This window comes from Micromonospora sp. MH33, assembly GCF_003013775.1.
In the GTDB taxonomy this organism is placed as follows: Bacteria; Actinomycetota; Actinomycetes; order Mycobacteriales; family Micromonosporaceae; genus Micromonospora; species Micromonospora fulviviridis.
The window spans coordinates 72,275-94,778 of the sequence record NZ_MUYZ01000004.1; the positions used below are offsets into that span (position 1 = coordinate 72,275).

Sequence of the window (22,504 nt, forward strand, 5' to 3'; positions counted from 1 at the left end):
CGGTCACTCGGCATCCACCGCGGCGAACACCTCGGCTGCGAGGCGGAAACTCTCCAACGCCGCGGGCCCGCCGCAGTAGAAGGCGGTCTGCATGAGGACCTCCTTGATCTTTTCCCGGGAGACCCCGTTGTTCAGCGCACCGCGGACGTGCGCCTTGAACTCGTGGCCCCGGTTGAGGGCGGTGATCATGGCGAGGTTGATCAGGCTGCGCTCCTCCAGGCTGAGCCCGGGGCGGTTCCAGATGTCGCCCCAGCAGTACTTCGTCACGTACTCCTGCAGGTCGATCGAGAAGTCGGTGGCGGCAGCCAGCGACGTGTCGACGTGGGCGTCGCCGAGCACCCGGCGGCGCATCGCCAGGCCGGCCTCGTACAGGTCTTCGGTCACGGTGGGTTCCTTCCGAGCGGTGGTTCAGATCCGGGCCAGGTCGGCCCAGTCGCGGATGACGAACACGTCGTCGGCGGCGGCGACGTGACAGGCGGAGTGCCCGCCGAAGTGGGCCGGGAAGACCAGCAACGAGCGGTCCGCGGCCTCGGCGAGGAGGCGGCGGCGGGACGCCCGGGCCAGCGCCGGGTCCTCGCAGAAGCAGCTGTTGACGTCCGGGTTCGCTATCTGCACGGGTGAGTGGATGATGTCGCCGACGAAGAGCGCGCCGGCGTTCCCGGACTCCAGCCGCAGCACCGCGGAGCCGGGGGTGTGCCCGGGCGTGGCCTGCAACACCAGGTCGGAATCGATCCGGTACTCGCCGCTCCAGAGCTCGACGAGTCCCGCGCGGTGCACCGGGACGACGCTGTCCTCGAAGACGTTCTGGTTGCCGTCGGCCGGCGGCCGCGGGTTCCGCACCGGGTCCCAGAACTCGAAGTCCTCCTGGGTGATGAGGTAGCGCGCGTTCGGGAAGGTGGGCACCCAGCCACGGCCCTCCAGACGGGTGTTCCATCCGACGTGGTCGACGTGGAGGTGGGTGTTGACGACGACGTCCACGTCCTCCGGTGCGACCCCCACCGCGGCCAGGTTCGCCAGGTACGCCGTGTCGTGGTGGGCGTAGACCGGGGCGTAGGGGCGTTCCTTGCCGTTGCCGGCGCCGGTGTCGACCAGGATCACCGCCCCCTGGCTGCCGATCAGCCAGGTGTGCAGCACCGAGCGGAGCTGCCCTTGGCCGGCGTCGAAGAAGTCCGGGTCGAGCCATCCGGCGTTGTCCCGCCAGTACGCCGGGTCGCTGTCGGGGAACAGGAAGCCGGGGGTCGCCGGGCTGGGGCCGGCGTACTCCTGGATCCGGGTGATCTCGACGTCGCCGATGACGACCGTCTGCGGCCCGCTCACCACGACCGGTTCACCTCCGGAACCGGGTACGCCGCCTCGATCTCGGGCGTGGCCGAGGAGAGCACGAAGTTCGCCGTCTCCATGACCTCGGGGGTGAAGCCGTTGCCCTTGGCCAGGGTGCGGGTCTCGGCCATGTAGGCGCTGCGCGCCTGGGCGGCGTCGGTCATGCTCCGCTCACGCTGCTCCCACACCGCGAGCGCCTCGCCGATCTCGTCGTACTGGTCGAGGGTGTGGGCGAGTTCGACCGCGTTGACGAGGCCGACGCTGGCCCCCTGCCCGAGCGCGGGACACATGGCGTGGGCCGCGTCCCCGACGAGCACCGCCCGACCGGTCGACCAGGGCGTCACCCGGTTGGTCTGGTAGCTGTCGTGTCGGCCGCCCTCGGCCCTGCCGGCCAGCTCCACCGCCGTGGCCAGGTGCGGGAAGCGCTCCGACCAGACCTCGACGTCGATCGGGATTCGCGAGGCCCGTTCGTTGGTGGTGGTCGCCATCATGCCCATGTAGATCGTGTCGGGCCCGGTGGGGATGAAGAGGATGCGCATCGGGTCCGGCTCCAGCGTCCAGAAGTCGATGACCCGGTCCCACCCGGGGCCCTGGAACTCCTCGGGCCGCGGGATCAGGACCCGGCAGACGCCGTCCTGGTACTTCTTACGTTCCTGGGTGAGCTCGCACAGCGAGTTACGTACGGCCGAGCCGGCGCCGTCGGCACCGACCACCAGGTCGGCCGCCAGCCGGGCCCCGTCCGCCAGGAGCAGTGCGCCCGACGGGTCGGCGCCCACCGCTTGGGAACCGGTAACGATCTCGACCCCGGCCTCACGGGCAGCCGAGACGAGCAGCGCGTGCAGCTTTGGCCGGGTTATCGCCCAGTAGGGATAGCCGGCCAGCTCCGACGAGACCGGGTCGCCGTTCAGGCTGGTGTCGTAGGTGCCGGGCTGTACGCCGTTCGCCCGGATTGCCCCGGCTACCCCGATGACCTCGAGGGCCAGCATCGCGTTGCGCCACAGCAGGATGCCGGCGCCGAAGTCGCGCACCTGGTCGTTCTGCTCGTGCAGGCGGACGGTCCAGCCACGGCGGGCGAGCGCGATGCTCACGGTGAGACCGGCGAACCCGGCGCCCGCGACCTCGGCGTGGCGGGTACCGCCGGTGGGGCTTGTCGGGCGGATTCCTGTCATCTCAGTGCCTCCGCGTCCACCCACACGGTCATGCTCCCTCGCGCCAGCGTGTGAAAGTGCAGGTTGAAGCCCAGGACGACCGGGGTCAGCTCGGGATCGATCTCGAGCGCGGGGACGTCGACCGCGTGGACGATGAACACGTAGCGGTGGCGGCCCGAGCCGTTCGGCGGGTTGGGGCCGATGTACTGGCGCATCCGCAGGTCGTTGGGGAGGGTAAGGGACCCCGGCGGCATCGGTCCGTCCGGCGCACCGGCGCCGGCGGGCAGCGAGGTCACGGAGGCGGGAATGTTCGCGACGGCCCAGTGCATGAAACCGACCCCGGTGGGAGCGTCCGGGTCGTAGCAGGTGATCGCGAAGCTCTTGGTCTCGGCCGGGAAGTCCGCCCAGGCCAGGTGGGGTGAGGCGTTCGTGCCGCCGATGTCCGGATCGCGGTAGGGCAGCGGCATCTCCGTGCCGTCGACGAGGTCGTTGCTGAATACCCGCAGCGGTGGCGCCGGGGTCACGGCCGCGTAGGGGTCGTCGTTGATCACAGTTTCTCCTGTCCCGATCACTTGTCGGCGATCGGTGCGGTGTCGACGTGGACTGTGCGGATCGTGGTGCGGATGTCCCAGGTGCCGGCCCAGCCGTCCGGCAGGGCGACGGCGCTGCCGGGGGTCAACTCGTGCGAGGTGCCGTCCTCGTCCGCGACGGTGGCCTCGCCGGAGATGACGTACAGGTAGGAGGCCCCCTCGGCCGCCGCCCGCCGGTACACCCCCGGTCCGCGTTCCTGGACGGCGCACCGGCCGTCGGGGCCGTCGAACACGACGGTCTCGGCGACCGGCGGCGCCCAGGAGGCCCCTCCCGCCACCAGCGGGAGCTGCAGGTCACCTCCGAGCACGTCGGCCGCGCCCAGGAAGGCGGACGGCTGCACGCCCTCGCGGTACGGCGGCACCGGGGTCGTGTGCAGGTAGACCTTCCGGATGGTCTCGCGGATGTCCCAGGCGCCGACCCAGCCGTACGGCAGCACGATCACGCTGCCGGCGGTCAGCTCGTGGGTGGTGCCGTCCTCGTCCGTGATGGTGGCCTCGCCGGAGATGATGTACATGAACGAGCCCCGCCTGTCCTTCACGCGGGGATAGACACCGGCGTCGCACGCCCAGACGGCGAAGAACGAGCCCGCAGCGTCGTACAGGACTCTCTCGTAGGCGAACGGCGCGCCCCGGAGGATCGGCTCCATCGAGATCTCGACGGGGAGCTGGCCTTCCAGGACGGCCTCAGCGTCCAGGAACACCGAGGGATGAGTGGTCTGGTTCGTCGTCATGGCTCTTTCCGTAGAACAGTCAGTGGGCGGTTCGGGCCAGTTCGGTCGCGTTCGGCGGGGGCGCCGCGGGTGCCTCGATGCCGAGCAGGTCGAACGAGGGGCGGTGCAGGATCCCGTGCAGTTCCTCGTCGGTGATGGGCGTGTGCGCGATCTGCCGCATCCGCGCGACGATCCGTTCGAGGGCGGTGGTCGCGCTGGCGGCGGACACCATCGGGGAGTCGCTGCCGAAGAGCACCTTGGAGAGGACGCCGTACTCCTTGGCGGCCGAGAAGGCGTTCGCCAGCACCGTCGGACGGCTCGCGATCGCGGACGTGTCGGCGAAGACGTTGGGGTGCCGGCGCATCACGACGACGGTCTCGTAGATCCACGGGTGACCCATGTGTGCGACCACGATCCGCAGGTCGGGGAAGGTGCACGCCACGTCGTCGAGCAGCAGCGGGTTGGCGTCGGGCAGCCGGCCGGCGTTCGCGAAGATCGCGCCCTGGTGGATCATCACGGGCAGGCCGAGCCGCTCCGCGGTCTTGAAGACCCGCATCGTCATGGGGTGCAGCGGCGAGGTTCCCTGGTAGATCGGCCCCATCTTGATGCCGACCAGCCCAAGTTCCGCGTGGCAGCGCTCCACTTCGTCGACGGCGTCGTGGCGGGTCGGGTCGACCGACATGAAGCCGACGGTCTGCCCGCCGACTTCTCGTACGAATGCGGCGACGGCATCGTTGGGGACCATGATCCCAGAGGCCTGCGCCTGGAGCCCGAAGACGATCGTCCGCTCGGCGGGCGCGACGCCCCGACGGTAGGACTCCACCGTGACCAGGTCGATCTCGTCGGAGGCCAGCGTCTTCGAGACCCGCCCCAGCCCGTCCGTCCAGGGAGAGCACTGGTGCTCCCGAGTCCAGAAGTGCGTGTGCACGTCGGTGATCAAAGTCAGACCTCACTTCGCAGATAGGGAACGGCGAGCGCCTCCGGCGCCTTGTGCCGCCGTTTGCCCTCGACGGCGAGGGCGACGAGTGCCAGCACGTACGGCATGGCGAGCCACAGGGACACCGGCAACGTCACGGCCGGTCGGACAACGGCGAGCACGACCAGCGCCGCGACCACGGCCAGGCCGGCGAGCTCGACGGCACCGGCCCGCCGCCGGTCGGGACGGGAGGCCGCAGCCGCACGCCGGACGCGCCCGGCGCCGATGGCCACCAGGATGAGTAGGGCCGCGGCAATCCACACCTCACGAGGGATGTCGCCGACGGCCTGCAGCCGCAACTGGGTGGCATCGGTGACCGCGAAGATCGCGACGGCAAGGCCCAGACCGCTCAGCCGCCAGCCGCCGAACAGGACGGCGGCGATCGCCAGGTAACCACGCCCGCCGGTCATCGCCTCACGGAAGACACCGACGTCGCCGATGGAGATGTACGCTCCCGCCGCTCCGGCGCAGGCCCCGGAGAGAAGGACACCGGCCCAGCGCAGCCCGCGGACGCTGACGCCGGCGGCGTCGACGGACACCGGGCTCTCACCGGTCGCCTTCAGGTTGATGCCCCAGGTCGTCCGAGTCAACGCCAGGCCCACGAGGACGACGACTACGGCCGTGGCATAGATGAAGGCGTCCTGGGTGAACAGGGCGGGCCCGAGGACAGGCACGTCCGAGAGCAGCGGGATCGCGAGTCGGGGCAGCGGGTCGAAGGCGCGTGGCTTGCTGAAGAGGTCGTCGTTGAGGAACGCCGTCAGGCCGTAGCCGAGCAGGGTCAGCGCGATGCCGGAGATGATCTGGTCGACCTTGGTCTCGATCGCGAGCACGCCCATCAGCGCCCCGAACAGCAGGCCGCCGACGATGCCGCCGAGGAAACCGACCGCGATGTTCCCGGTGCCGGCCATCACGAGGTAGCCGCCGAAGGCGCCGACGAGTAGCACACCTTCGAGCCCGACGTTCAGTACGCCGGCCCGCTCGGAGACGAGTTCCCCGGTGGCGGCGAGCAGGATCGGAGCGGCGATCGTGATCGCCGAGACGAGGAACGCGACGTCGAACATGCCCATGTCAGGCCTCCTCGGTTCGGGCACCGCCGCGGGCGACGACGCCGGCCCGGCGACGGGCGGGGGCGGGCCTGGCCACGGACGGCGCCCTCCTGCCCCTCAGGACGACGGCCGCCACCAGGACCAGCACGATGACGGCGCCCTGGAGCACCGACGCCAGCGAGGACGGCACATCCAGCTGGGCCTGCATGGCGGTCCCACCAACGTTCAGCGCGGAGAACACGACGGCGGCGGCGACCGCGCCGACCGGTGAGTTGCGCGCCAGCAGGGCGACCGCGATGCCGTTGAAGCCGACGCCGGCTTCGAATCCGTCGCTCATCCAGGGCGCGGAACCGGCGAAGAGCAGCGCGGCGCCCGCGAGACCGGCGAACCCACCGGAGATCACGATGGCCGAGACCCCTTCGCGGACCGGATCGATGCCCGACCACCGAGCGGCCTCCTGGTTGCCGCCGGCTACCCGCAGGCGGAAGCCGAACGCGGTGCGCGACAGCAGCAGCACCACGGCGACGGCGCACACCGGGAGGAGCACCACGTCGTACGAGAGCGTGCGCCCGGGGATCGACTCGACGCTCGGCCACAGTGCCGCGGCCGGGAAGTTCGCCGACTGCGGTTGACCGTCCAGGGAGCCCTGCAGCGGCCCCCGGACCAACCAGTTCGCGACCTGGATCGCGACCAGGTTGAGCAGGAGCGACGACACGATCTCAAGGACCCCGCGCGAGGCCCACAACCAGGCGGTCAGGCCCGCCCAAAGTGCCCCGCCGACGATGCCGGCGACGGCGGTGAGCCCCACCGCGACCGGGCCCGGCAGGCTTCCGCACTGCAGCCCGACCGCCGTGGCCAGGGATCCACCGGCGAGGATCTGACCGGGAAATCCGACGTGCAGACGTCCGGCCCGGGTGGTCAGGATCCAGCCGAGCGCGACGAGGAGCAGCGGCACGGCCTGGGTCAGGGTCGTACCGGCGTTGGCCGGCGTCCCGAATGTGCCGCTCCAGAAGGCGTGGAACGCGTCGGGCGGCGCCACCCCGATCGCCACCAGCAGGAACGCGCCGACGACCAGCGCCGCCAAGGCCACCCCCACCTGCACGAGCAGCCGCATGACCAGGTCTTTCGACAGCATCACAGGGCCTCTCCCGACGACGTCATGAGGGCGCCGAGGCTGGCGCGGGTGGCCTTCGCGGCGTCGACGACGCCCTGGATGCGGCCGTGAGCGAGCACCGCGATCCGGTCGGACATCGAGATGACCTCGTCGAGGTCCATGGAGATCAGCAGCACGGCACCACCGCGTTCGCGGTGCGCGACGAGGCTCCGGTAGACGAAGTCCGCCGCTCGTACGTCGAGACCCCGCACCGGCTGCGCGGCGATCAGCAGGGCCGGATTCCCCGACAGTTCCCGGGCGAGGACGGCCTTCTGCTGGTTTCCGCCGGAGAGCCGCCCGATCGGCAGGTTCTCGCTGTCGGCGCGCACGTCGAACTCGTCCATCAGCCGGCGGGCCTCGGCGCACGCCGCCCGGATGTCGAGCAGTCCCCGCCTGTTCAGCGGCGCGCGGCGCAGCGACCGTAGGGTGATGTTCTCCCACAGGGCCATCCCGGGGACGATCGCCGCGTGGTGCCGGTCCTCCGGAATCACGGCTCCGCCGGCTCGGAAGAACGCTCGCGGCGATCGGTGGGTGAATGGCCGCCCCGCCAGCTCGATGGTGCCCGACAGCGTCCGCCGGATGCCCACGAGCACCTCGACGAGTTCGGACTGACCGCTACCGGCGACACCGGCGATCCCCAGGATCTCGCCTCGGCGCACCTCGAGGTCGATGCCCTGGAGTGCCTTCGGCCCGGCCGGCTGGCTGTCGTCCCGAGCGACGTCGAGGCCGCGGATGGTGAGGACGGCGGGACCCGGCGTGCCGGCGGGGAGCGGCGGACGGTCGGCCACGCGATCGCCGACCATCAGGGTCACCAGGTGGTCGGGGGTCGCCTCCGCGATGGTTCCCGAGCCGCTCACCGCGCCTCGGCGCAGCACGGTGTACCGGTCCGCGACGCTGAAGACCTCTGAAAGTTTGTGCGAGATCAGGATGACCGCGTGACCGTCGGCGGCGAGCCGCCGCATCAGGTTGGCGAGTTCGTCCCACTCGCCCGGGCTCAGCGCGGCGCTCGGCTCGTCGAAGATCAGGATCCGGGCGCCGCGGCACAGCAGCTTGACGATCTCCAGTCGCTGCCGCTCCCCCACCGACGCGTCGGCGACCAGCCGGTCGGGCGTGATCCGCAGGCCGGTCGCCGAAGCGACCTCCTGTGATCGGTGGCGCGCCTCGGCCAGACCGTTGCGCCATGGGACGGCGGCGGGTGCGATGGCGAGGTTCTCCAGCTCGGTCAGGGTCGGTACCAGCGTGAAGTGCTGGTGGACCATCCCGATTCCGGCCCGCAGTGCGTGCTCGGGCTTGCGGAAGCGCACCGGCTCTCCGTCGAGCTCGATGCCACCCTCATCGGGGGTGTAGAGGCCGGTGACGATCCGCATGAGCGTCGTCTTGCCCGCACCGTTCTCGCCGAGGAGGGCGTGGATCTCACCCCAGGCGATGTCGAGGTCAACGGCGTCGTTGGCGACGAAGGAGCCGAACCTCTTGGTCACTCCGGTGAGCCGGAGAGCGGGGGCTCTGGTGTCCGCGCCGCGGAGGGCGGGGCCGGAATCGGGACGAGTCTTCATCGACGGCGGCCTAACGCTGCTCGAAGTGGTAGGCCGGCTTGGGAAGGAGAACACCCTTGTCGGCAACGATCTTGCCGTCGGTGATGTCCTTGGTGATCCGCTCGACGAGCGCCTTCTCCTCCGCCGTCCCCTTGCCCGGGCAGAACTCGAACCGCAGCGCGCCGGTGCCAAGGCCGTAGCTGATGGCGCCAGCCGGCAGCTTGTCGGCGGCGGCGTCGGCGACAGCGTTCTTCAGGATGTCGGACCAGCTCACTACACCGGAGCCGATGATGTGGGGACTCGAGTCGCAGTGCAGGGCGAAGACGTCGTACACGTCGGCGGGGCTGGCGGACCCGCCGGCGGCCTGGTAGACGCCCCCGGAGCCGCTGTCGAGGTCGGAGAGGATCGAGTCGACGCCACTGGCGATCATGGCTTCGGCGGCCTGCTTCGCCTTGCCGACATCGTTGTAGTCGCCGGTGTAGGTCTGCACGACCTTGGTGTTCGGGTTCTCCAGCGCGGCTCCCTGAGCCATGCCGTAGTACCACGCGCCCGAAGCGGGAACCTGGAGGCCGGCGATCATCCCGAGTTTCTTGGTCCGGGAATGCGCCGAGGCGACGGCCCCGACGACGATGGCGTTGTAGCCGACGGCGGCGCTGACCGAGGTCACGTTCTCGGCGTAGGCGTCGAGGTCGGCGGCCACCAGGATAAAGCGCACCTTCGGATACTTCGGCGCCACGACCGCGACGGACTTGTTGAACGAGGCGCCGTCGGCGACCACGATCTGGTTCTTCGCGGCCAGCGACTCAAGGCCCTGGATCTGCTCCTGGGAGTTGGCGGCGTTGTCGACGATGGAGGACAGCTTGAGGTTCTTGTCAGCCTCGATCGCCGCGTTGACGCCGGCCAGGCCGAACTGGGTGAACCCGCCGTCGTTGCGGGGAGCCTGGGAGATGAAACCGATGCTCTTGGTCCCGTCGGCGGCCGCTACGTCGCCCGAGGGCCCACACGCCGAGAGCGCGAGGGGTATGGCGGTAACGGCTGACAAGACCCTGATCTTGGTACGCATGCGAGCCCTTTCGTCGGCTGCTGCCCGTTTAGGTAACAGGGGGGTGAAACGGACCGTTGAAGAGACTGGTATGGCAGATGCAGGCACGTAGACTGCGGAAACGCGGTGACGTGAACCAGATACTGCTGATCTGCCATACCAGTTGTCAAGAGGTTGATCGGACCTGAACCTCGGATGACCTGCCGCAGGCCGGGCCGACTCGGCGTCGGCACAGGCGATGGTGGAAGGAGGGCCGGTCAGGCCGCGCCCGGGAACAGGCGCCGGACCGGCCGGCGACCGACCGGTCAGTGACCGAACTTCGCCGTGACCTCGTCCTGGAGTTCGAGGCGACCGCGTTGCACGTGGGCACGCATGGCCTCTTCCGCCGCATCGGCGTCCCGCGCGCGGATGGCGTACACGACGGCGCGGTGCTCAGCGAGCGACCGCCGCATCCGCCCCTCTCGCCTGGTCACGATCGACGACAGCAGGCCGCGGTTCAGATGCTGGACCAGCAACCGGTAGTGGTCGCTCAACCGATCGTTGCCAGCACCCTCGGTAATGAGCTCGTGCAACCGCGCGTCCGTGGCGCTGTAGCCGTCGGTGTCGCCAGCGTCGACGCAGTCCTGCATCGACGCCATCACCTCGTCGATCCGCGCGATGAGCTCGTTGCTGGCGCGGTTCGCGCACAGCCGGGCGGTCATCCCCTCGACCGCCTCACGCACCTCGAACAGATCGAGGATCTCGTGCCGGCTGAGGCTCTTGACGAACGTGCCACGGCGACGCTCGATCGAGACGAATCCGGCGCCTTCGAGCTCCTTGAACGCCTCACGCACCGGCATCCGACTGACCCCGAACCGCTCGGCGAGGCGCGCCTCCGAGAGCTTCTCCCCGGGCGCGATGACGCCGGACACGATCTCCTCACGAAGCCTCTGGACGATCACGTCCTTCTTCGAGACGTCGTTGTCGGCGACCCCAGCGGATGCCCTGTGCGCCGCCGACATAGCTCCAAACTTCCGCTAGACCACTGCCCGGACTCCCCCTGAGCTTGATGCATGATACCCGTTGCGGTGGCCGTGCCAGGGGCGCCGCATCCCAGGAACCGGCCGTCGGTTGTCGCTCACCGGGGCGTACGGCAGATCCGGGCCGATGAGAACGCTGCTCCGGGTGGCGCCTTGGACCGCCACACCGGGTTCGCGTTGACCGTCAGAAGGGGCGCTTGCCAGGCTGCCCCGAGCCGCTGGAGCAGGCCGTACTCGCTACGGACGTGGCCGACGTTCGCTCCGGCGAGAAAGTCGATCACCTCGTCGTGAACCATCTGCCGGCCGAGTAACTCGACGTGGAGGGACGGCACCTCGACCACGGGGATCTTGGTGAACGGACCTGGCGTGGACTCCGCCGCGGTGACGGTCGGCAGGAAGGCGATCACCCGCACGCCCGGAATCGGGCACATGGTCTGGAAGCGGTAGAACGGCGCGCCTTCCAGCAGTGAGCGGATGAACGGCTCATCTGGGTGGTCGTCGGATGCGGAGCCGACGCCCGCGAGCGTGTACATGACGCGTAGCAGCCAGCCGGTGGCCACTCCGTAGCCGGAGTCGGCGGTCGGTGGCGGGTAGTACGCGCGGCCGGTGCGGACCAGCGGGCTGAGCATCACCAGCGCCGTCACCGGTGATTTCGGCGGGTTTCGTAGGTAGGTACGGGCCACCATCGCCCCCTCGCTCTCCCCGACCAGGGCGATCGGCCGGCCGGTGCGCCGGTGTACCGCCTCGACCTGCGCGGCGAGCAGCTGCGCGCTGGACTCCAGCGACCGGTGGGTGGCGGTCGACCGGTACGGCAGCGGACGGCCACCCGAGTCCAGGCCGTTGTACGAGTACCGCTCCACATTCGGATCCGCGGCGGGTCGGCCGTCGTACGCGGAATTGTGGCCGGCGAGCAGGATCACCGCGGAGGGCACCCGCTGGGGTAGCGGCCGGTTGAAGATCGGTGGCGAGAAACTGCTCGTCTCGCTGTGGCGCTGGGTGAGCGCCTGCCCCACCAGCGGGATGACCAGCACCAGCACCACGACGATCGGTACCACCGGCAGCCGCCGCAACCGCACGTGGGAGGGCAGCACGGCCGCCCGCACGGTCCGGTTCCAGAGCAGGCCGTTGACCACCCCGACGGCCACGGCGACGACCGGCGTCCACTCCTCAGGAGCGCTCCACACCAGGCCACCGGCAGCGGTGATGACCACAAAGCTCAACGACGACCAGCCGAACAGCTCCGCCGTCGGCAGGCCACGCCACCAGCTCACCCCCACCGCCATCCGCTGCAGGAACGGGGCGAGTATCACCATGGGGATCAGCGAGGCGAACAGAACCCAGGACAGGGACACCACCGAAGCGGCCACCGCGAGCGCAGCGAACGGCGCGACGATGGCGGCCGTCAACGCCGCCAGGCCGAGATTGCGCAGCAGCAGGGTCCGCCGTAATGGCCGTGGCCTCCCGGCCGGCCAGGACAGGCCGACCAGCAGCGCGGACAGCGCACCGCGCACCGCGATCGCCCCGACCAGGCCCAGCCCGAACACCCACCAGGAGTTGTGGTAGACCAACAGCCAGCGCATGTCGTGGTAGGAGTCGTACGGCCAGACCGCCGAAGCCTGCCCGATCATTCCCTCCGCTTGCCGGAACCCGATCGGCACCAGCACGAGGGACTCGGCCAGCGAAACGACGGCGGCGACCGCGAGCAGTGCCAACAAGCGCCAACGGCTCGGCACCCCTCCTCCTTCACGCGGGTGAGGCTTTGCAGCAACTCTCCCGCGTTCCCGATCTCGAGGGGGACGTTTCGGTCGAACCCGTCAGTTGCGCTGCAGTGCGGTAGAGCGGCGTCACGGCCGGCTTGATCAGAACGGCGGAGACGGCGGGCAGACACCAGCAGCTACCGACGACCGTGGAGGTCGCCCGGCATCCACTGGCTGACTCTTACCACCATGCCGGCACCAGACGGCGGATCTACGACGCGCCGCACCAGCACGACGATTCACGGTGCGGGCCGAGTACTGGGCAGCCCGCTGACCGGCAGGTCCGGCCGAGATTAACGCCTCACCGTTGGGCCGCGCCGGACCCGAGGTCGAGCAGGGCAACTAGACACGCGCGCCGAGCCCCGAGACTTCCTGGACATCGACGCGGCCCTCATGACCGGCCGCTACACCCGGACGCGGCTGTGCGAGCTGGCCGAACAATCCGACGCGGGGTTCGACCGGCGCATCCTGGCGGACCTGTTCGGCATGCTGGAGCGCTACCCGGACCGCCGTTTCGCCGCCTACGGTGCCGACCCGCCCACATCAGTGAGATGCGCAAACGCTTCGCGGCAATGGCGCGAAGAACTCACCGCCAACCTGCCGTAGCGTTCGCCTGAAACGTGCGGGGCACGTGTCCTGGTGGCGGCACGGCTCCCCTATATCAAGAGGAGGCGTGACGCCGACATCGACCGGTCAAGCGACCGCTGCTCGCTCGTGCGATAAATGAGACAGAGCGAATGGTCAGCGGCGGGACGGGCACACCGCCGTGGGCCGCACCGCGGCGAACCGCTGGCTGTTCCCCGGTGCCGCACCAGGCCAGCCGCTCAGCGCGCAACAACTCGGCGCGCGGCTACGACGCCTCGGCGTCCCCGCCCGCGTGAGCCACAACACCACCCTCATGGACCTCACCGGACAGCTACCCGCCGCAGTGCTCAGCCAGCTCCTCGGCCTGCACCTACAGACCGCGACGAACTGGACCCAGGAAGCCGGCAACACCCGACCGCGCTACGCCGCAGCCATCACGACCCGCACAGCACCCGCGCGACACTCCTCCAGCCCAGACCTGCGGTGAACCGAGTGAAGCCGCGGCCGGAGCGATGAGTCAGCAGCAGTCGGCCGCCGCAGCCGCCGGCTCGCACCTGCGCGGAGGGTGCGACACCTCGGCGGCTGGGGTCAGCCCGCGCTGAGGTTGGTGCGGCGGACGATCCACCAGACGGCGGCGAGCGCCACCGCGGTCAGGCCCAGGTAGCCGGTCGCGACGATCAGGTGGAAGTCGGGAATTCGGCTGCCGGGCTGGTACTGCAGGTGGTGCAGAAGATGGTTGTCGAACTCGCAGGAGAGGATCTTGCCGCCATCGTTGTCGGGCGGGCAGAGGCGTTGCAGCTCGACGCCGCTGAGCTGGCGCCCGGAGGCGTCGAACGCGCCGGACGGCCCGTCCCTGCCGTAGTCGATCATGCCGCCCTTGACGACCAGGGCGTTGTCGCGCAACAGACCACCGTCCGGGCCGCCCACTCGTAGCTGCGCGGACAGCGGCTTCATCAGGGTGGGGTAGCGCCACTGGACGAGGTAGGTCAGGCCGATGAATCCCGCGATCACGCCGAACACGGCGGGGAGCGTGCGTTTGATCGCGGCGCCGAGTGCGACGCCGACCGCGAACCAGCAGATGCTGATCGCGACCGGCAGCATCCCGGTGTTCAGGAACGGCACGTAGTCGAACAGGGTTCCCGGAGCGACCAGAGTCCTCATTCGCTCCAGGTGGTCGCTGACCCCGGCGACGGCCGCGGTCACCGCCGCCACGAACAGGCCGAGCATGCCCAGCTTGGTCCACAGCCAGCGCTGAGGGGACACGTCCTGGCTCCAGGCCAGCAGCAGGGTTCGCTGCTCGTGCTCCCTGGTCAGCACCGGGATGCCGATGAACACGCCGATCAGCAGCGGCATGTACTGCACCAGCCGTGACAGGGCGCCCAAGGTCAGGACCAGGCGCGAGGACCCGGCGAGCCGCTCGCCTTGTGGGGAGTTCTCCGGGCAGTACGCGTTGCCGCACTGGTGCCACAGGTCTGTCAGTTCCATGGATAGGTAGGTCATCCAGCCCACCAGGACCGCAGCCAGGACGAGCATGCCGATCAGGGTCCAGCGGTGCTGACGCCAGGTCAGCCACAGCAGACCGCGGACGCCCTCGGCGGACCCGAGATCAGCCTGGCGGTTCGTGGGGGCGGGCGCTCGGGTGACTGGGCTCATGCTGCTGTCTCCAGATCAAGGTGTGCCTTGGGCGATGCCTTGAGGTAGGTCAGGATCAGCTCGTCCAGCGTGATGGGCTGGGCGGTCCAGCCGGGGGCGACGACGGCGTGCGCCGTCGGTAGCGCTGGCTGCCGGAGGACGAACGTGGACTGGCGGTCAGTGTGCTGCGCCTGGACGATCGCGCCCGGACCAGGTGGCTGGTCCGCGCGTGGCCCGGTCAACCGAACGTGGCTATCGAGCAACTCCTCGACATCGCCGGTGAGCACAGGCCGGCCCGCGTCGAGCAGCAGCAGATGGTCACCGACCCCACTGAGCTCGGCGATGATGTGAGTCGACAGCATGACCGTCATGTCGCCGTCGGCGGCCTCCGCCATGAGTTCACCGGTCACCTCAGTACGGGCCACCGGGTCCAGGTTCGCGAGGGGCTCGTCCAACAACAGCACCGCCGGGCGTGAGCCCAGGGCGACCGCCAGCGCGACCTGCGCCCGCTGCCCGCCGGACAGCTTGCCGCAGCGGCGGTCCAGGGGGATATCGAAGCGCTGAAGCCACGACAGCGCCCGCCGCTGGTCCCACACTTGGTTCATCGACCGTCCGAAACGGAGCATGTCCGACACACTGAAGTCCCGGTACAGCGGCTTGTCCTGGGCCAGGATCGCGACCCGGCTCCCGGCAGAACCACCCCCGTTGGTGGACCTGCCCTTCACCACCGGTCGGCCATGGACCAGCAGCGAGCCGCTGCTGGCCGCCAACGTACCGGCGATGATGCTCATCAGCGTCGACTTGCCCGCGCCGTTCGCGCCGACCAGCGCGATGATTCGGCTGGCGGGCAGTTGGAAGCTGCACTCCCGCAGCGCCCAGACGGCGCCGTAGCGTCTGCCCACGTCGCGGGCTTCCACGGCGATGGACTCCTCACTCATGCGGCGCCTTCCTTCTTCTGGAACCCGGCGCCCGATGCCGGTTCTCCCTGCGTCCGGTCGCCGCCAGCCTGGGCCCTGCGCGCCGAGTTCTCCACGATCACCGAGGCGAGCAGCGCCTGGACGTCCTCGTCCTCCAGACCGGCCTCGCGGGCCTGGCCGAGCCACCGGGCCAGGCTGCCGCGTAGGCGGGCCATGACATGGGGATCCGCGTGGCCGAGCGTTCCGCTGACGAAGGTGCCCGCCCCCTGCCGCGCCTCCACCAGGCCGGACAGCTCCAGTTCCCGGTAGGCCTTGAGCACCGTGGTCGGGTTGACCGTGCACGAGGTCACCACGCTGCGCACGGTGGGGAGTTGGTCCCCGGGCCGCAGCGTCCCGATCCGTAGCCCTTCACGCACCTGCCGCACCAGTTGGGCGTAGGCGGGGACGCTGCTGGACCGGTCGACATGGAAGTTGATCACCTAGTGCTCCTCCTTGTCCGCTCCGGGCATCGCGGATTGTTCTAGTGAAGTAGAACACCAGTTAACCAACATGGCAAGGATGTGCCCGAGCGGCTGGCGGCATCGAACGGTTCGCCCCATTGCCTGCCCGGCCGCGAGGCCACCCCCGAAGTGATGGGCACCCACCCGTCTACCGCCGGTCGGGTGGCCCCCACAACTCGACGGTCGATTGGCTGGCTGGCCAGGCGTCCCCCAATTCAGGAGCTGGGCGCCGGCAGCGTCGCAGGGCAGGCGCAGCGAAGGGCACCGTCCGTCACGGCCGCGCACGTATCACGCCGCCGGGATGGCCTCGGCCCGGCAGCCGCAGACCTTGCGACCGAGTGGGTCCCAACCCCGCAGTCAGGACCCACTCGAACCGATGTCACGCGAGCGGATGCGGCTCACTAGTGAGTGCGGCCAGCGCGCTGCTACCTCGTGGATCGCTGCCCGAATAGGTAGCGGTGGTGCCGGCGTCACCGCCGCTGCCTGAGTGTCCGGCGTAGGCGCGGGCGATGGCGTAGCCGAAGTTGCGCTCCACCCAGGTCAGCGCCCCCGGGAGCACCCGCGCGTCTCCGGGGGCCGAGCCCGGGCGGACGGCGGTGAACCGGCCGTAGCTGACCTCGAAGGTCACGTCCCGGGCAGGCCCGGACGGCAGCAGCGCGTACGCGGCTTGCCACCGCTCGCTCATGCGGCGAGCTCCGCCACGACGCGGGCCAGCGCGGCCACGCCGGCGTGGCAGTCCTCGCGTTCGGCGAACTCCTCCGGCGAGTGCGAGACTCCGGTGGGGTTGCGGACGAAGAGCATGGCGGTGGGGACGCCCGCGGCGGCGAGGATGCCCGCGTCGTGCCCCGCCCCGGTGCCCAGGCGTGGCACGTCCCCGAGCAGGCCCGCGAGCCGGTCGACGAGTCCGGTGTCGAACGCGGTGGTCGGGGTCCAGGACCTTTCGGTCACCGTCGCCCCGTGCTCCGCCGCCACCGCCGTCACGTCGGCCACCGTCCGGCGTACCCCGGACTCGGCCGGCCCGCGCGCGTCGAGCCAGCCGGTCACGTGGCTCGGGATCGCGTTGACCCCGTTGGGCTGGACCGTCACCTTGCCGATGGTGGCGACACACCCATACGCGCTGGCGGCGGCGCGGGCCGCGCGGACCGCGTCCGCGAAGCCCAGCATCGCGTCCCGCCGGTCCTCAAGCCGGGTGGTCCCGGCGTGGTTGGCGACGCCCGGGAAGTCGATCCGCCAGCGGCCGTGCGGCCAGATGTCGGTGGCGACGGCGACCGGGTGGCCCAGGTCGACCAGCCCGCGGCCCTGCTCCACGTGCAGTTCGACGAACGCGCCGAGCCGGCGGAGCGTCTCCGCGTCGGGTCCCAGCGTCGCCGGGTCCCGGCCGGCCGTCCGCATCGCCTCGGCCATCGTCACCCCGTCGGCGTCCCGCAGACCGCGCGCCCGGTCTGAGTCGAGGACGCCGGTGATGACCCGCGACCCGGCGCAGGCGACCCCGAAGCGGGCACCCTCCTCGTCGACGAAGTTGACCACGCCGATGGGCCGGGCGGGCTGGAATCCCCGCGCCCGCAGCGCGTCCACCGCGGCCAGCGAGCTGACCACGCCGAGCGGGCCGTCGAACGCGCCGCCGTCGGGCACCGAATCCAGGTGCGAGCCGACGACGACGCCGGGGTCACCGGCGGAGACGGCGGCATCCGGGTCGCCCCACCAGGCCCACTGGTTGCCCATCCGGTCGGTGGTGAGGTCCAACCCGCGGGCCCGGCACTCCTGCGCGAACCACTCGCGCAGGTCGTGGTCCTCCCGGGTCCAGGCGAACCGCCGGTAGCCGCCGGTGCGGCGTTCACGCCCGATCGGCTCGATCGCCGCCCACATGCTGTCGAAGGTCATCGTGGCGGCTCAGCTCTCCCGCATCGGGATCCGGACGCCCCGCTCGGCGGCGACCTGCTCGGCGCGTTCGTAGCCGGCGTCGACGTGGCGGATGACGCCCATACCGGGGTCGTTGGTCAGCACGCGGGCCAGCTTCTCGGCCGCCAGGGCGGTCCCGTCGGCGACCGACACCTGCCCGGCGTGGATCGACCGGCCGATGCCAACGCCGCCGCCGTGGTGGATCGACACCCAGGACGCCCCGGATGCGGTGTTGATCAGCGCGTTCAGCAGTGGCCAGTCGGCGATGGCGTCCGAGCCGTCGAGCATGGCCTCGGTCTCCCGGTACGGCGAGGCGACCGAGCCAGCGTCCAGGTGGTCCCGCCCGATGACGATCGGCGCGGCGAGCTCGCCGGCGGCGACCATCTCGTTGAACCGCAGGCCGGCCTTGTCCCGCTCGCCGTAGCCCAGCCAGCAGATGCGCGCCGGCAGGCCCTGGAACGCGATCTTCTCCTGGGCGCCGCGCAGCCACTTCTGGAGCCGGTCGTTGTCGGGGAACAGGTCCATCACGGCCCGGTCCGTGGCGTGGATGTCCTTCGGGTTGCCGGAGAGGGCAGCCCAGCGGAACGGGCCCTTGCCCTCGCAGAACAGCGGCCGGATGTACGCGGGGACGAACCCGGGGAACTCGAACGCGCGGTCGTACCCGCCGAGCCGCGCCTCGTCGCGGATGGAGTTGCCGTAGTCGAAGACCTCGGCGCCGGCGTCCTGGAACTCCACCATCGCCTGGACGTGCCGGGCCATCGAGGCGCGGGCGCGGGCGGTGAACTCCTCCGGCTTGCGCTCCGCGTAGTCCGGCCAGTCCTCGACCGAGACGCCCTCCGGCAGGTACGACAGCGGGTCGTGGGCGCTGGTCTGATCGGTGACGACGTCGATCGGGACACCGCGACGCAGCAGTTCGGGGAAGACCTCGGCGCAGTTGCCGACCAGCCCGACGGAGAGCGCCCGGCGCTCACCCTTGGCCCGCAGCACCCGCTCGATCGCGTCGTCCAGGTCGGTGGCGATCTCGTCCAGGTAGCGGTGCTGCACCCGGCGATCGAGGCGGGCCTTGTTCACATCGACGATCAGGCAGACACCGTCGTTCAGGGTCACCGCGAGCGGTTGCGCTCCACCCATGCCGCCGCAGCCGCCGGTGAGGGTGAGCGTGCCGGCCAGGGTGCCGTTGAACCGGTTCTCCGCCACGGCCGCGAACGTCTCGTACGTGCCCTGCACGATGCCCTGCGTGCCGATGTAGATCCACGAGCCGGCCGTCATCTGGCCGTACATCGTCAGGCCCAGCCGCTCCAGCCGCCGGAACTCCGGCCAGGTGGCCCAGTCGCCGACCAGGTTCGAGTTGGCCAGGATCACCCGCGGCGCCCACTCGTGCGTCCGCAGCACCCCGACCGGGCGGCCCGACTGCACCAGCATCGTCTCGTCCCGCTCCAGCGTGGTCAGGATGCGGACCATCGCGTCGAAGGACTTCCAGTCACGGGCCGCCCGACCCGTGCCGCCGTACACCACCAGGTCGTCGGGTCGCTCGGCGACCTCCGGGTCCAGGTTGTTCATCAGCATCCGCAGCGGGGCCTCAGCGGCCCACGACTTCGCGGTCAGGGTCGTGCCGCGCGGGGCACGGACCGGACGGGCACCTTCCATGGCGAATCTCCTCGCATCGGAGGCGCGTCGACCGCGACGCCCGGTGACGACGGGACGCCGCGACGACGCGTACGGCAGGTCGGGGGGGACGGGTGGAAACGGTCAGTTGAACGGGCCGGTGACCGACTCGGCGGCGCGGACCGCGGCTCCGCTGGCCACGAACCGCACGGCGGCCTCGATCTCGGGCGCGAGGAACCGGTCCACGCCGGGGCCGGGCGTCACCTCGCGCAGGGCGTCGATGACCGCGCCGGTGGCCGGGGCGGGCTGCAGGGGCGCCCGCAGCTGGATGCCGCGCGCGGCGGTCAGCAGTTCGATGGCGAGGACCCGGGTGAGCCCGTCGACCGCCCGGCGCAGCTTACGAGCCCCCGACCAGCCCATGGAGACGTGGTCCTCCTGCATCGCCGAGCTCGGGATCGAGTCGACGCTGGCGGGGACCGCGAGGCGCTTGAGCTCGGAGACGATGGCGGCCTGGGTGTACTGCGCGATCATGTAGCCCGAGTCGACGCCCGGGTCGTCAGCGAGGAAGGCATTGAGCCCGTGGCTGCGGGCCACGTCGAGGAAGCGGTCGGTGCGGCGTTCGGCCATCGAGGCGACGTCCGCGGTGACGACAGCGAGGAAGTCGAGCACGTACGCCAGCGGGGCGCCGTGGAAGTTGCCATTCGAGGAGACCCGCCCGTCGAGGGTGACCACCGGGTTGTCCACCGCGGCGGCGAGCTCGCGGGAGGCGACCAGCGCCGCGTGGTCGACGGTGTCCCTTGCACCCCCGGTGACCTGCGGCGCGCAGCGCAGCGAGTAGGCGTCCTGCACCCGGGTGCAGTCCGGGCTGCGGTGGCTGGCCACGATCGGGCTGTCGGCGAGCACGGCCCGGATGTTCGCGGCCGAGGCGGCCTGGCCCGGGTGCGGGCGCAGCGCCTGGAGTTCGGCGGCGAACACGGCGTCGGTGCCGAGCAGCCCCTCCACGCTCATCGCGGCGGTCAAGTCGGCGACCCTGAGCAGGTGGCGCAGGTCGGTGATCGCCAGCACCAGCATGCCGAGCATGCCGTCGGTGCCGTTGATCAGGGCGAGGCCCTCCTTCTCGGTCAGGGCCACCGGGCTGATGCCCGCCTCGCGCAGCGCGTCGGCGGCGTCGCGCAGCTCACCGGCGGCGTCGCGGACCTGCCCCTCGCCCATTAGGGCGAGCGCGCAGTGGGCCAGCGGCGCGAGGTCGCCGGAGCAGCCGAGGCTGCCGTACTCGTGCACCACGGGGGTGATCCGGGCGTTCAGGAGGCGGGCGTACGCCAGGGCGGTCTCGGCCCGTACGCCGGTGCGGCCGGTCGACAGCGTCGACAGCCGCAGCAGCATGAGGGCGCGGACGACCTCCCGCTCTACCTCGGGGCCGGACCCGGCCGCGTGGCTGCGGACCAGGCTGGACTGGAGCCGGGCGCGCAGCTCGACCGGAATGTGCCGGGTCGCCAGCGCCCCGAATCCGGTGGACACGCCATAGTGCGGCTCGACGTCGTCGGCAAGCGCCTCGACGACCTCACGGCTCTTGCGGATCTCGGCCACCGCGTCCGTGGAGAGTTCGACCGGGGCGTCGTGCCGGGCGACCGCCACGACCTCGTCGAAGCTCAGGGCGCCGACTCCGACGGTGACGACGCCGGTGGGCCGGAGGGGTTGGGCTGTGCTCATGCCCTCCATTTGAGCGGACGACCAGGCAGCCCGGATACCGCCGCTGTTCGGGTTTCGTCTCGCATCTGAGACACTTCGGCGCATGGCCAACGTCCCCGCCGCAGCCCACGCCATCAGCCTGCTCAAGCTGCTGGCCCGGCGCGCCGAGCCCCTTCCCGCCGTGTCGATCGCCCGGGAGCTCGGCCTGCCGCGGTCCACCGTCTATCACCTGCTGGCGGTGCTGCGGGACGAGGGATTTGTCATGCACCTGGCCGAGGAACGGCGCTACGGGCTGGGCGTGGAGGCGTTCGCGCTCGGGTCGGCGTATTCCCGTCAGGCACCGCTGCAGCGGGTGGCCCGGCCGCTGCTCACCCGGCTGGTCGAGACCAGCTCGCACAACGCCCATCTGGCCGTGCTGCACGGCCGCGAGGTGTTCTATGTGATCGAGGAGCGGGCGCCCGGTCGGCCCCCGCTCGTCACCGACGTCGGTGTACGGCTGCCGGCCACGCTCACCGCGAGCGGCCTGGCCATGCTCGCCGTGCTGCCCCCCGCCCAGGTACGCGCCCTGTTCCCGAGCCGGGACGCGTTCGTACGGCGGCACGATGTCGGGGTCACCAACCTGACCCAGCTGCGCGCCGAGCTGATCCGGGTCCGGCAACGCACGTACGCCATCGAGGAGGGGCTGGTCACGCCCGAGTTCTCCTCGGTGGCCGCGGCGGTACGCGACCACACCGGACACCCGGTCGCCGCCGTGGCGGTGACCTACCCGGCCGTCGACGTGGGCGTGGAACGCCGGCGCGAGCTGGCCCAGCAGGTCACCCTGACCGCCACCGAACTGACTCGGCGCATCGGCGGCCGGGGCTGAGAAGGGAGGACGGTCAGGAGGGCAGCGCGGTCCGCTGCGCCGGCGGCCCGTACACCGGCCGCGGTTGCGGGCCGGCACGGCGCACCAGCCCGGGTCCCTCCCGGTGCAGCTCGTGGATTGGCCCCGGTCCAGCTTGATCCAGGTGGCATCACCCGCACTGCTCGACCGTCGAGGCGTGCTCCATGGTCTTCTCCTCACTCGGGTCTGCCCCGTTCTCGGCCGGACATGTGAGCGGCACACGTGCCGGATCCCCAAGACCGGGCCGGGCGGTTGTGCACGGCGAACGAGCAGCGCCCTGGCCCAGAACGGCAACGGCGTCCGGAGCTACCGCTCCGGACGCCGTTGCCGTCGGGTCTCCGCGCTGATGATCACTACGGACGCGATGGCGACCTACCATCGAACGTCAACGGTCATCATGCTCATGCCAGAGGCGTGCCTCTTATCACTTGCGCTTGCGGATCTCCTCGGCGGCCTGCGGGACGACCTTGAACAGGTCGCCGACCACGCCGAAGTCGGCCA

Annotated in this window: 22 protein-coding genes; 3 read left to right on the forward strand and 19 right to left on the reverse strand. The window is 70.8% G+C overall.

Translation table 11 applies throughout. The annotated features are described in order from the left end of the window. Positions 1-3: 3 nt before the first annotated feature. The 12 genes from B0E53_RS01785 to B0E53_RS01840 form a co-directional block, all read right to left on the reverse strand. Positions 4-384, reverse strand: a complete 381-nt coding sequence (locus tag B0E53_RS01785; protein ID WP_246835167.1) for a carboxymuconolactone decarboxylase family protein — start codon at positions 382-384, stop codon at positions 4-6. Between the two features lie 24 nt (positions 385-408). Further along, positions 409-1,317 (reverse strand): MBL fold metallo-hydrolase, encoded by a 909-nt coding sequence (locus tag B0E53_RS01790; protein ID WP_210405863.1) that lies wholly within the window; start codon positions 1,315-1,317, stop codon positions 409-411. After that, the gene (locus B0E53_RS01795) at positions 1,314-2,489 is read right to left on the reverse strand and encodes an NAD(P)/FAD-dependent oxidoreductase (protein ID WP_107074319.1); all 1,176 of its coding nucleotides are present in this window, start codon (positions 2,487-2,489) and stop codon (positions 1,314-1,316) included. The genes B0E53_RS01790 and B0E53_RS01795 overlap by 4 nt, the downstream gene beginning before the upstream one ends. Then, entirely contained in the window at positions 2,486-3,019 is a 534-nt protein-coding gene (locus B0E53_RS01800; protein ID WP_210405864.1) for a YbhB/YbcL family Raf kinase inhibitor-like protein, read from the reverse strand. The genes B0E53_RS01795 and B0E53_RS01800 overlap by 4 nt, the downstream gene beginning before the upstream one ends. A gap of 17 nt (positions 3,020-3,036) precedes the next feature. Then, positions 3,037-3,789 carry a cupin domain-containing protein gene (locus B0E53_RS01805; protein WP_107074320.1) on the reverse strand — a complete coding sequence of 251 codons (753 nt, stop codon included), beginning with the start codon at positions 3,787-3,789 and terminating at the stop codon, positions 3,037-3,039. Between the two features lie 19 nt (positions 3,790-3,808). After that, the gene (locus B0E53_RS01810; RefSeq protein WP_168215182.1) at positions 3,809-4,708 is read right to left on the reverse strand and encodes an amidohydrolase family protein; all 900 of its coding nucleotides are present in this window, start codon (positions 4,706-4,708) and stop codon (positions 3,809-3,811) included. A 2-nt stretch (positions 4,709-4,710) separates the two neighbouring features. After that, complete coding sequence (locus B0E53_RS01815) at positions 4,711-5,811, reverse strand: ABC transporter permease (RefSeq protein ID WP_107074322.1); 1,101 nt, start codon at positions 5,809-5,811, stop codon at positions 4,711-4,713. A 1-nt stretch (position 5,812) separates the two neighbouring features. After that, the gene (locus B0E53_RS01820; protein ID WP_246835171.1) at positions 5,813-6,925 is read right to left on the reverse strand and encodes an ABC transporter permease; all 1,113 of its coding nucleotides are present in this window, start codon (positions 6,923-6,925) and stop codon (positions 5,813-5,815) included. Continuing rightward, on the reverse strand, positions 6,925-8,421 hold the full coding sequence (locus B0E53_RS01825) for an ABC transporter ATP-binding protein (protein WP_168215183.1): 1,497 nt from the start codon (positions 8,419-8,421) through the stop codon (positions 6,925-6,927). Before B0E53_RS01825 ends, B0E53_RS01820 begins: the two co-directional genes overlap by 1 nt. Before the next feature lie 85 nt (positions 8,422-8,506). Further along, entirely contained in the window at positions 8,507-9,517 is a 1,011-nt protein-coding gene (locus B0E53_RS01830) for a BMP family ABC transporter substrate-binding protein (RefSeq protein WP_168215184.1), read from the reverse strand. Between the two features lie 305 nt (positions 9,518-9,822). Further along, positions 9,823-10,518: a GntR family transcriptional regulator gene (locus B0E53_RS01835; protein WP_107074326.1), complete on the reverse strand. Its 696-nt coding sequence runs from the start codon at positions 10,516-10,518 to the stop codon at positions 9,823-9,825. A gap of 116 nt (positions 10,519-10,634) precedes the next feature. Further along, the gene (locus tag B0E53_RS01840; RefSeq protein ID WP_107074327.1) at positions 10,635-12,269 is read right to left on the reverse strand and encodes a hypothetical protein; all 1,635 of its coding nucleotides are present in this window, start codon (positions 12,267-12,269) and stop codon (positions 10,635-10,637) included. A 417-nt stretch (positions 12,270-12,686) separates the two neighbouring features. Here B0E53_RS01840 and B0E53_RS01845 point away from each other — a divergent pair, with 417 nt between their 5' ends. Both B0E53_RS01845 and B0E53_RS36825 read left to right on the forward strand, forming a co-directional pair. Continuing rightward, complete coding sequence (locus B0E53_RS01845; RefSeq protein ID WP_210405865.1) at positions 12,687-12,899, forward strand: hypothetical protein; 213 nt, start codon at positions 12,687-12,689, stop codon at positions 12,897-12,899. A 160-nt stretch (positions 12,900-13,059) separates the two neighbouring features. Next, positions 13,060-13,365: a hypothetical protein gene (locus B0E53_RS36825; protein ID WP_146167551.1), complete on the forward strand. Its 306-nt coding sequence runs from the start codon at positions 13,060-13,062 to the stop codon at positions 13,363-13,365. Between the two features lie 101 nt (positions 13,366-13,466). Here B0E53_RS36825 and B0E53_RS01850 read toward each other — a convergent pair whose 3' ends face one another. The 7 genes from B0E53_RS01850 to hutH all read right to left on the reverse strand — a co-directional run bounded on the left by B0E53_RS01850 (position 13,467) and on the right by hutH (position 21,141). Further along, a complete protein-coding gene (locus tag B0E53_RS01850; RefSeq protein WP_107074328.1) occupies positions 13,467-14,531 on the reverse strand; it encodes an ABC transporter permease in 1,065 nt (354 codons plus the stop codon). Next, positions 14,528-15,448, reverse strand: coding sequence for an ABC transporter ATP-binding protein (locus B0E53_RS01855; RefSeq protein WP_107074329.1), 921 nt, complete (start codon positions 15,446-15,448; stop codon positions 14,528-14,530). Before B0E53_RS01855 ends, B0E53_RS01850 begins: the two co-directional genes overlap by 4 nt. Beyond that, a complete protein-coding gene (locus tag B0E53_RS01860) occupies positions 15,445-15,906 on the reverse strand; it encodes a GntR family transcriptional regulator (protein ID WP_107074330.1) in 462 nt (153 codons plus the stop codon). Before B0E53_RS01860 ends, B0E53_RS01855 begins: the two co-directional genes overlap by 4 nt. Before the next feature lie 400 nt (positions 15,907-16,306). Then, entirely contained in the window at positions 16,307-16,612 is a 306-nt protein-coding gene (locus B0E53_RS38975; RefSeq protein ID WP_246835168.1) for a hypothetical protein, read from the reverse strand. Beyond that, entirely contained in the window at positions 16,609-17,808 is a 1,200-nt protein-coding gene (locus B0E53_RS01870; protein ID WP_107074331.1) for an allantoate amidohydrolase, read from the reverse strand. Before B0E53_RS01870 ends, B0E53_RS38975 begins: the two co-directional genes overlap by 4 nt. 9 nt (positions 17,809-17,817) lie before the next feature. Beyond that, positions 17,818-19,473: a urocanate hydratase gene (hutU, locus tag B0E53_RS01875; RefSeq protein WP_107074332.1), complete on the reverse strand. Its 1,656-nt coding sequence runs from the start codon at positions 19,471-19,473 to the stop codon at positions 17,818-17,820. A 102-nt stretch (positions 19,474-19,575) separates the two neighbouring features. After that, complete coding sequence (gene hutH, locus B0E53_RS01880; protein WP_210405866.1) at positions 19,576-21,141, reverse strand: histidine ammonia-lyase; 1,566 nt, start codon at positions 21,139-21,141, stop codon at positions 19,576-19,578. A gap of 82 nt (positions 21,142-21,223) precedes the next feature. On the opposite strand from hutH, the gene B0E53_RS01885 reads away from it, so the two are divergent. Further along, positions 21,224-21,985, forward strand: coding sequence for an IclR family transcriptional regulator (locus tag B0E53_RS01885; protein WP_107074334.1), 762 nt, complete (start codon positions 21,224-21,226; stop codon positions 21,983-21,985). Positions 21,986-22,504: the final 519 nt, after the last annotated feature.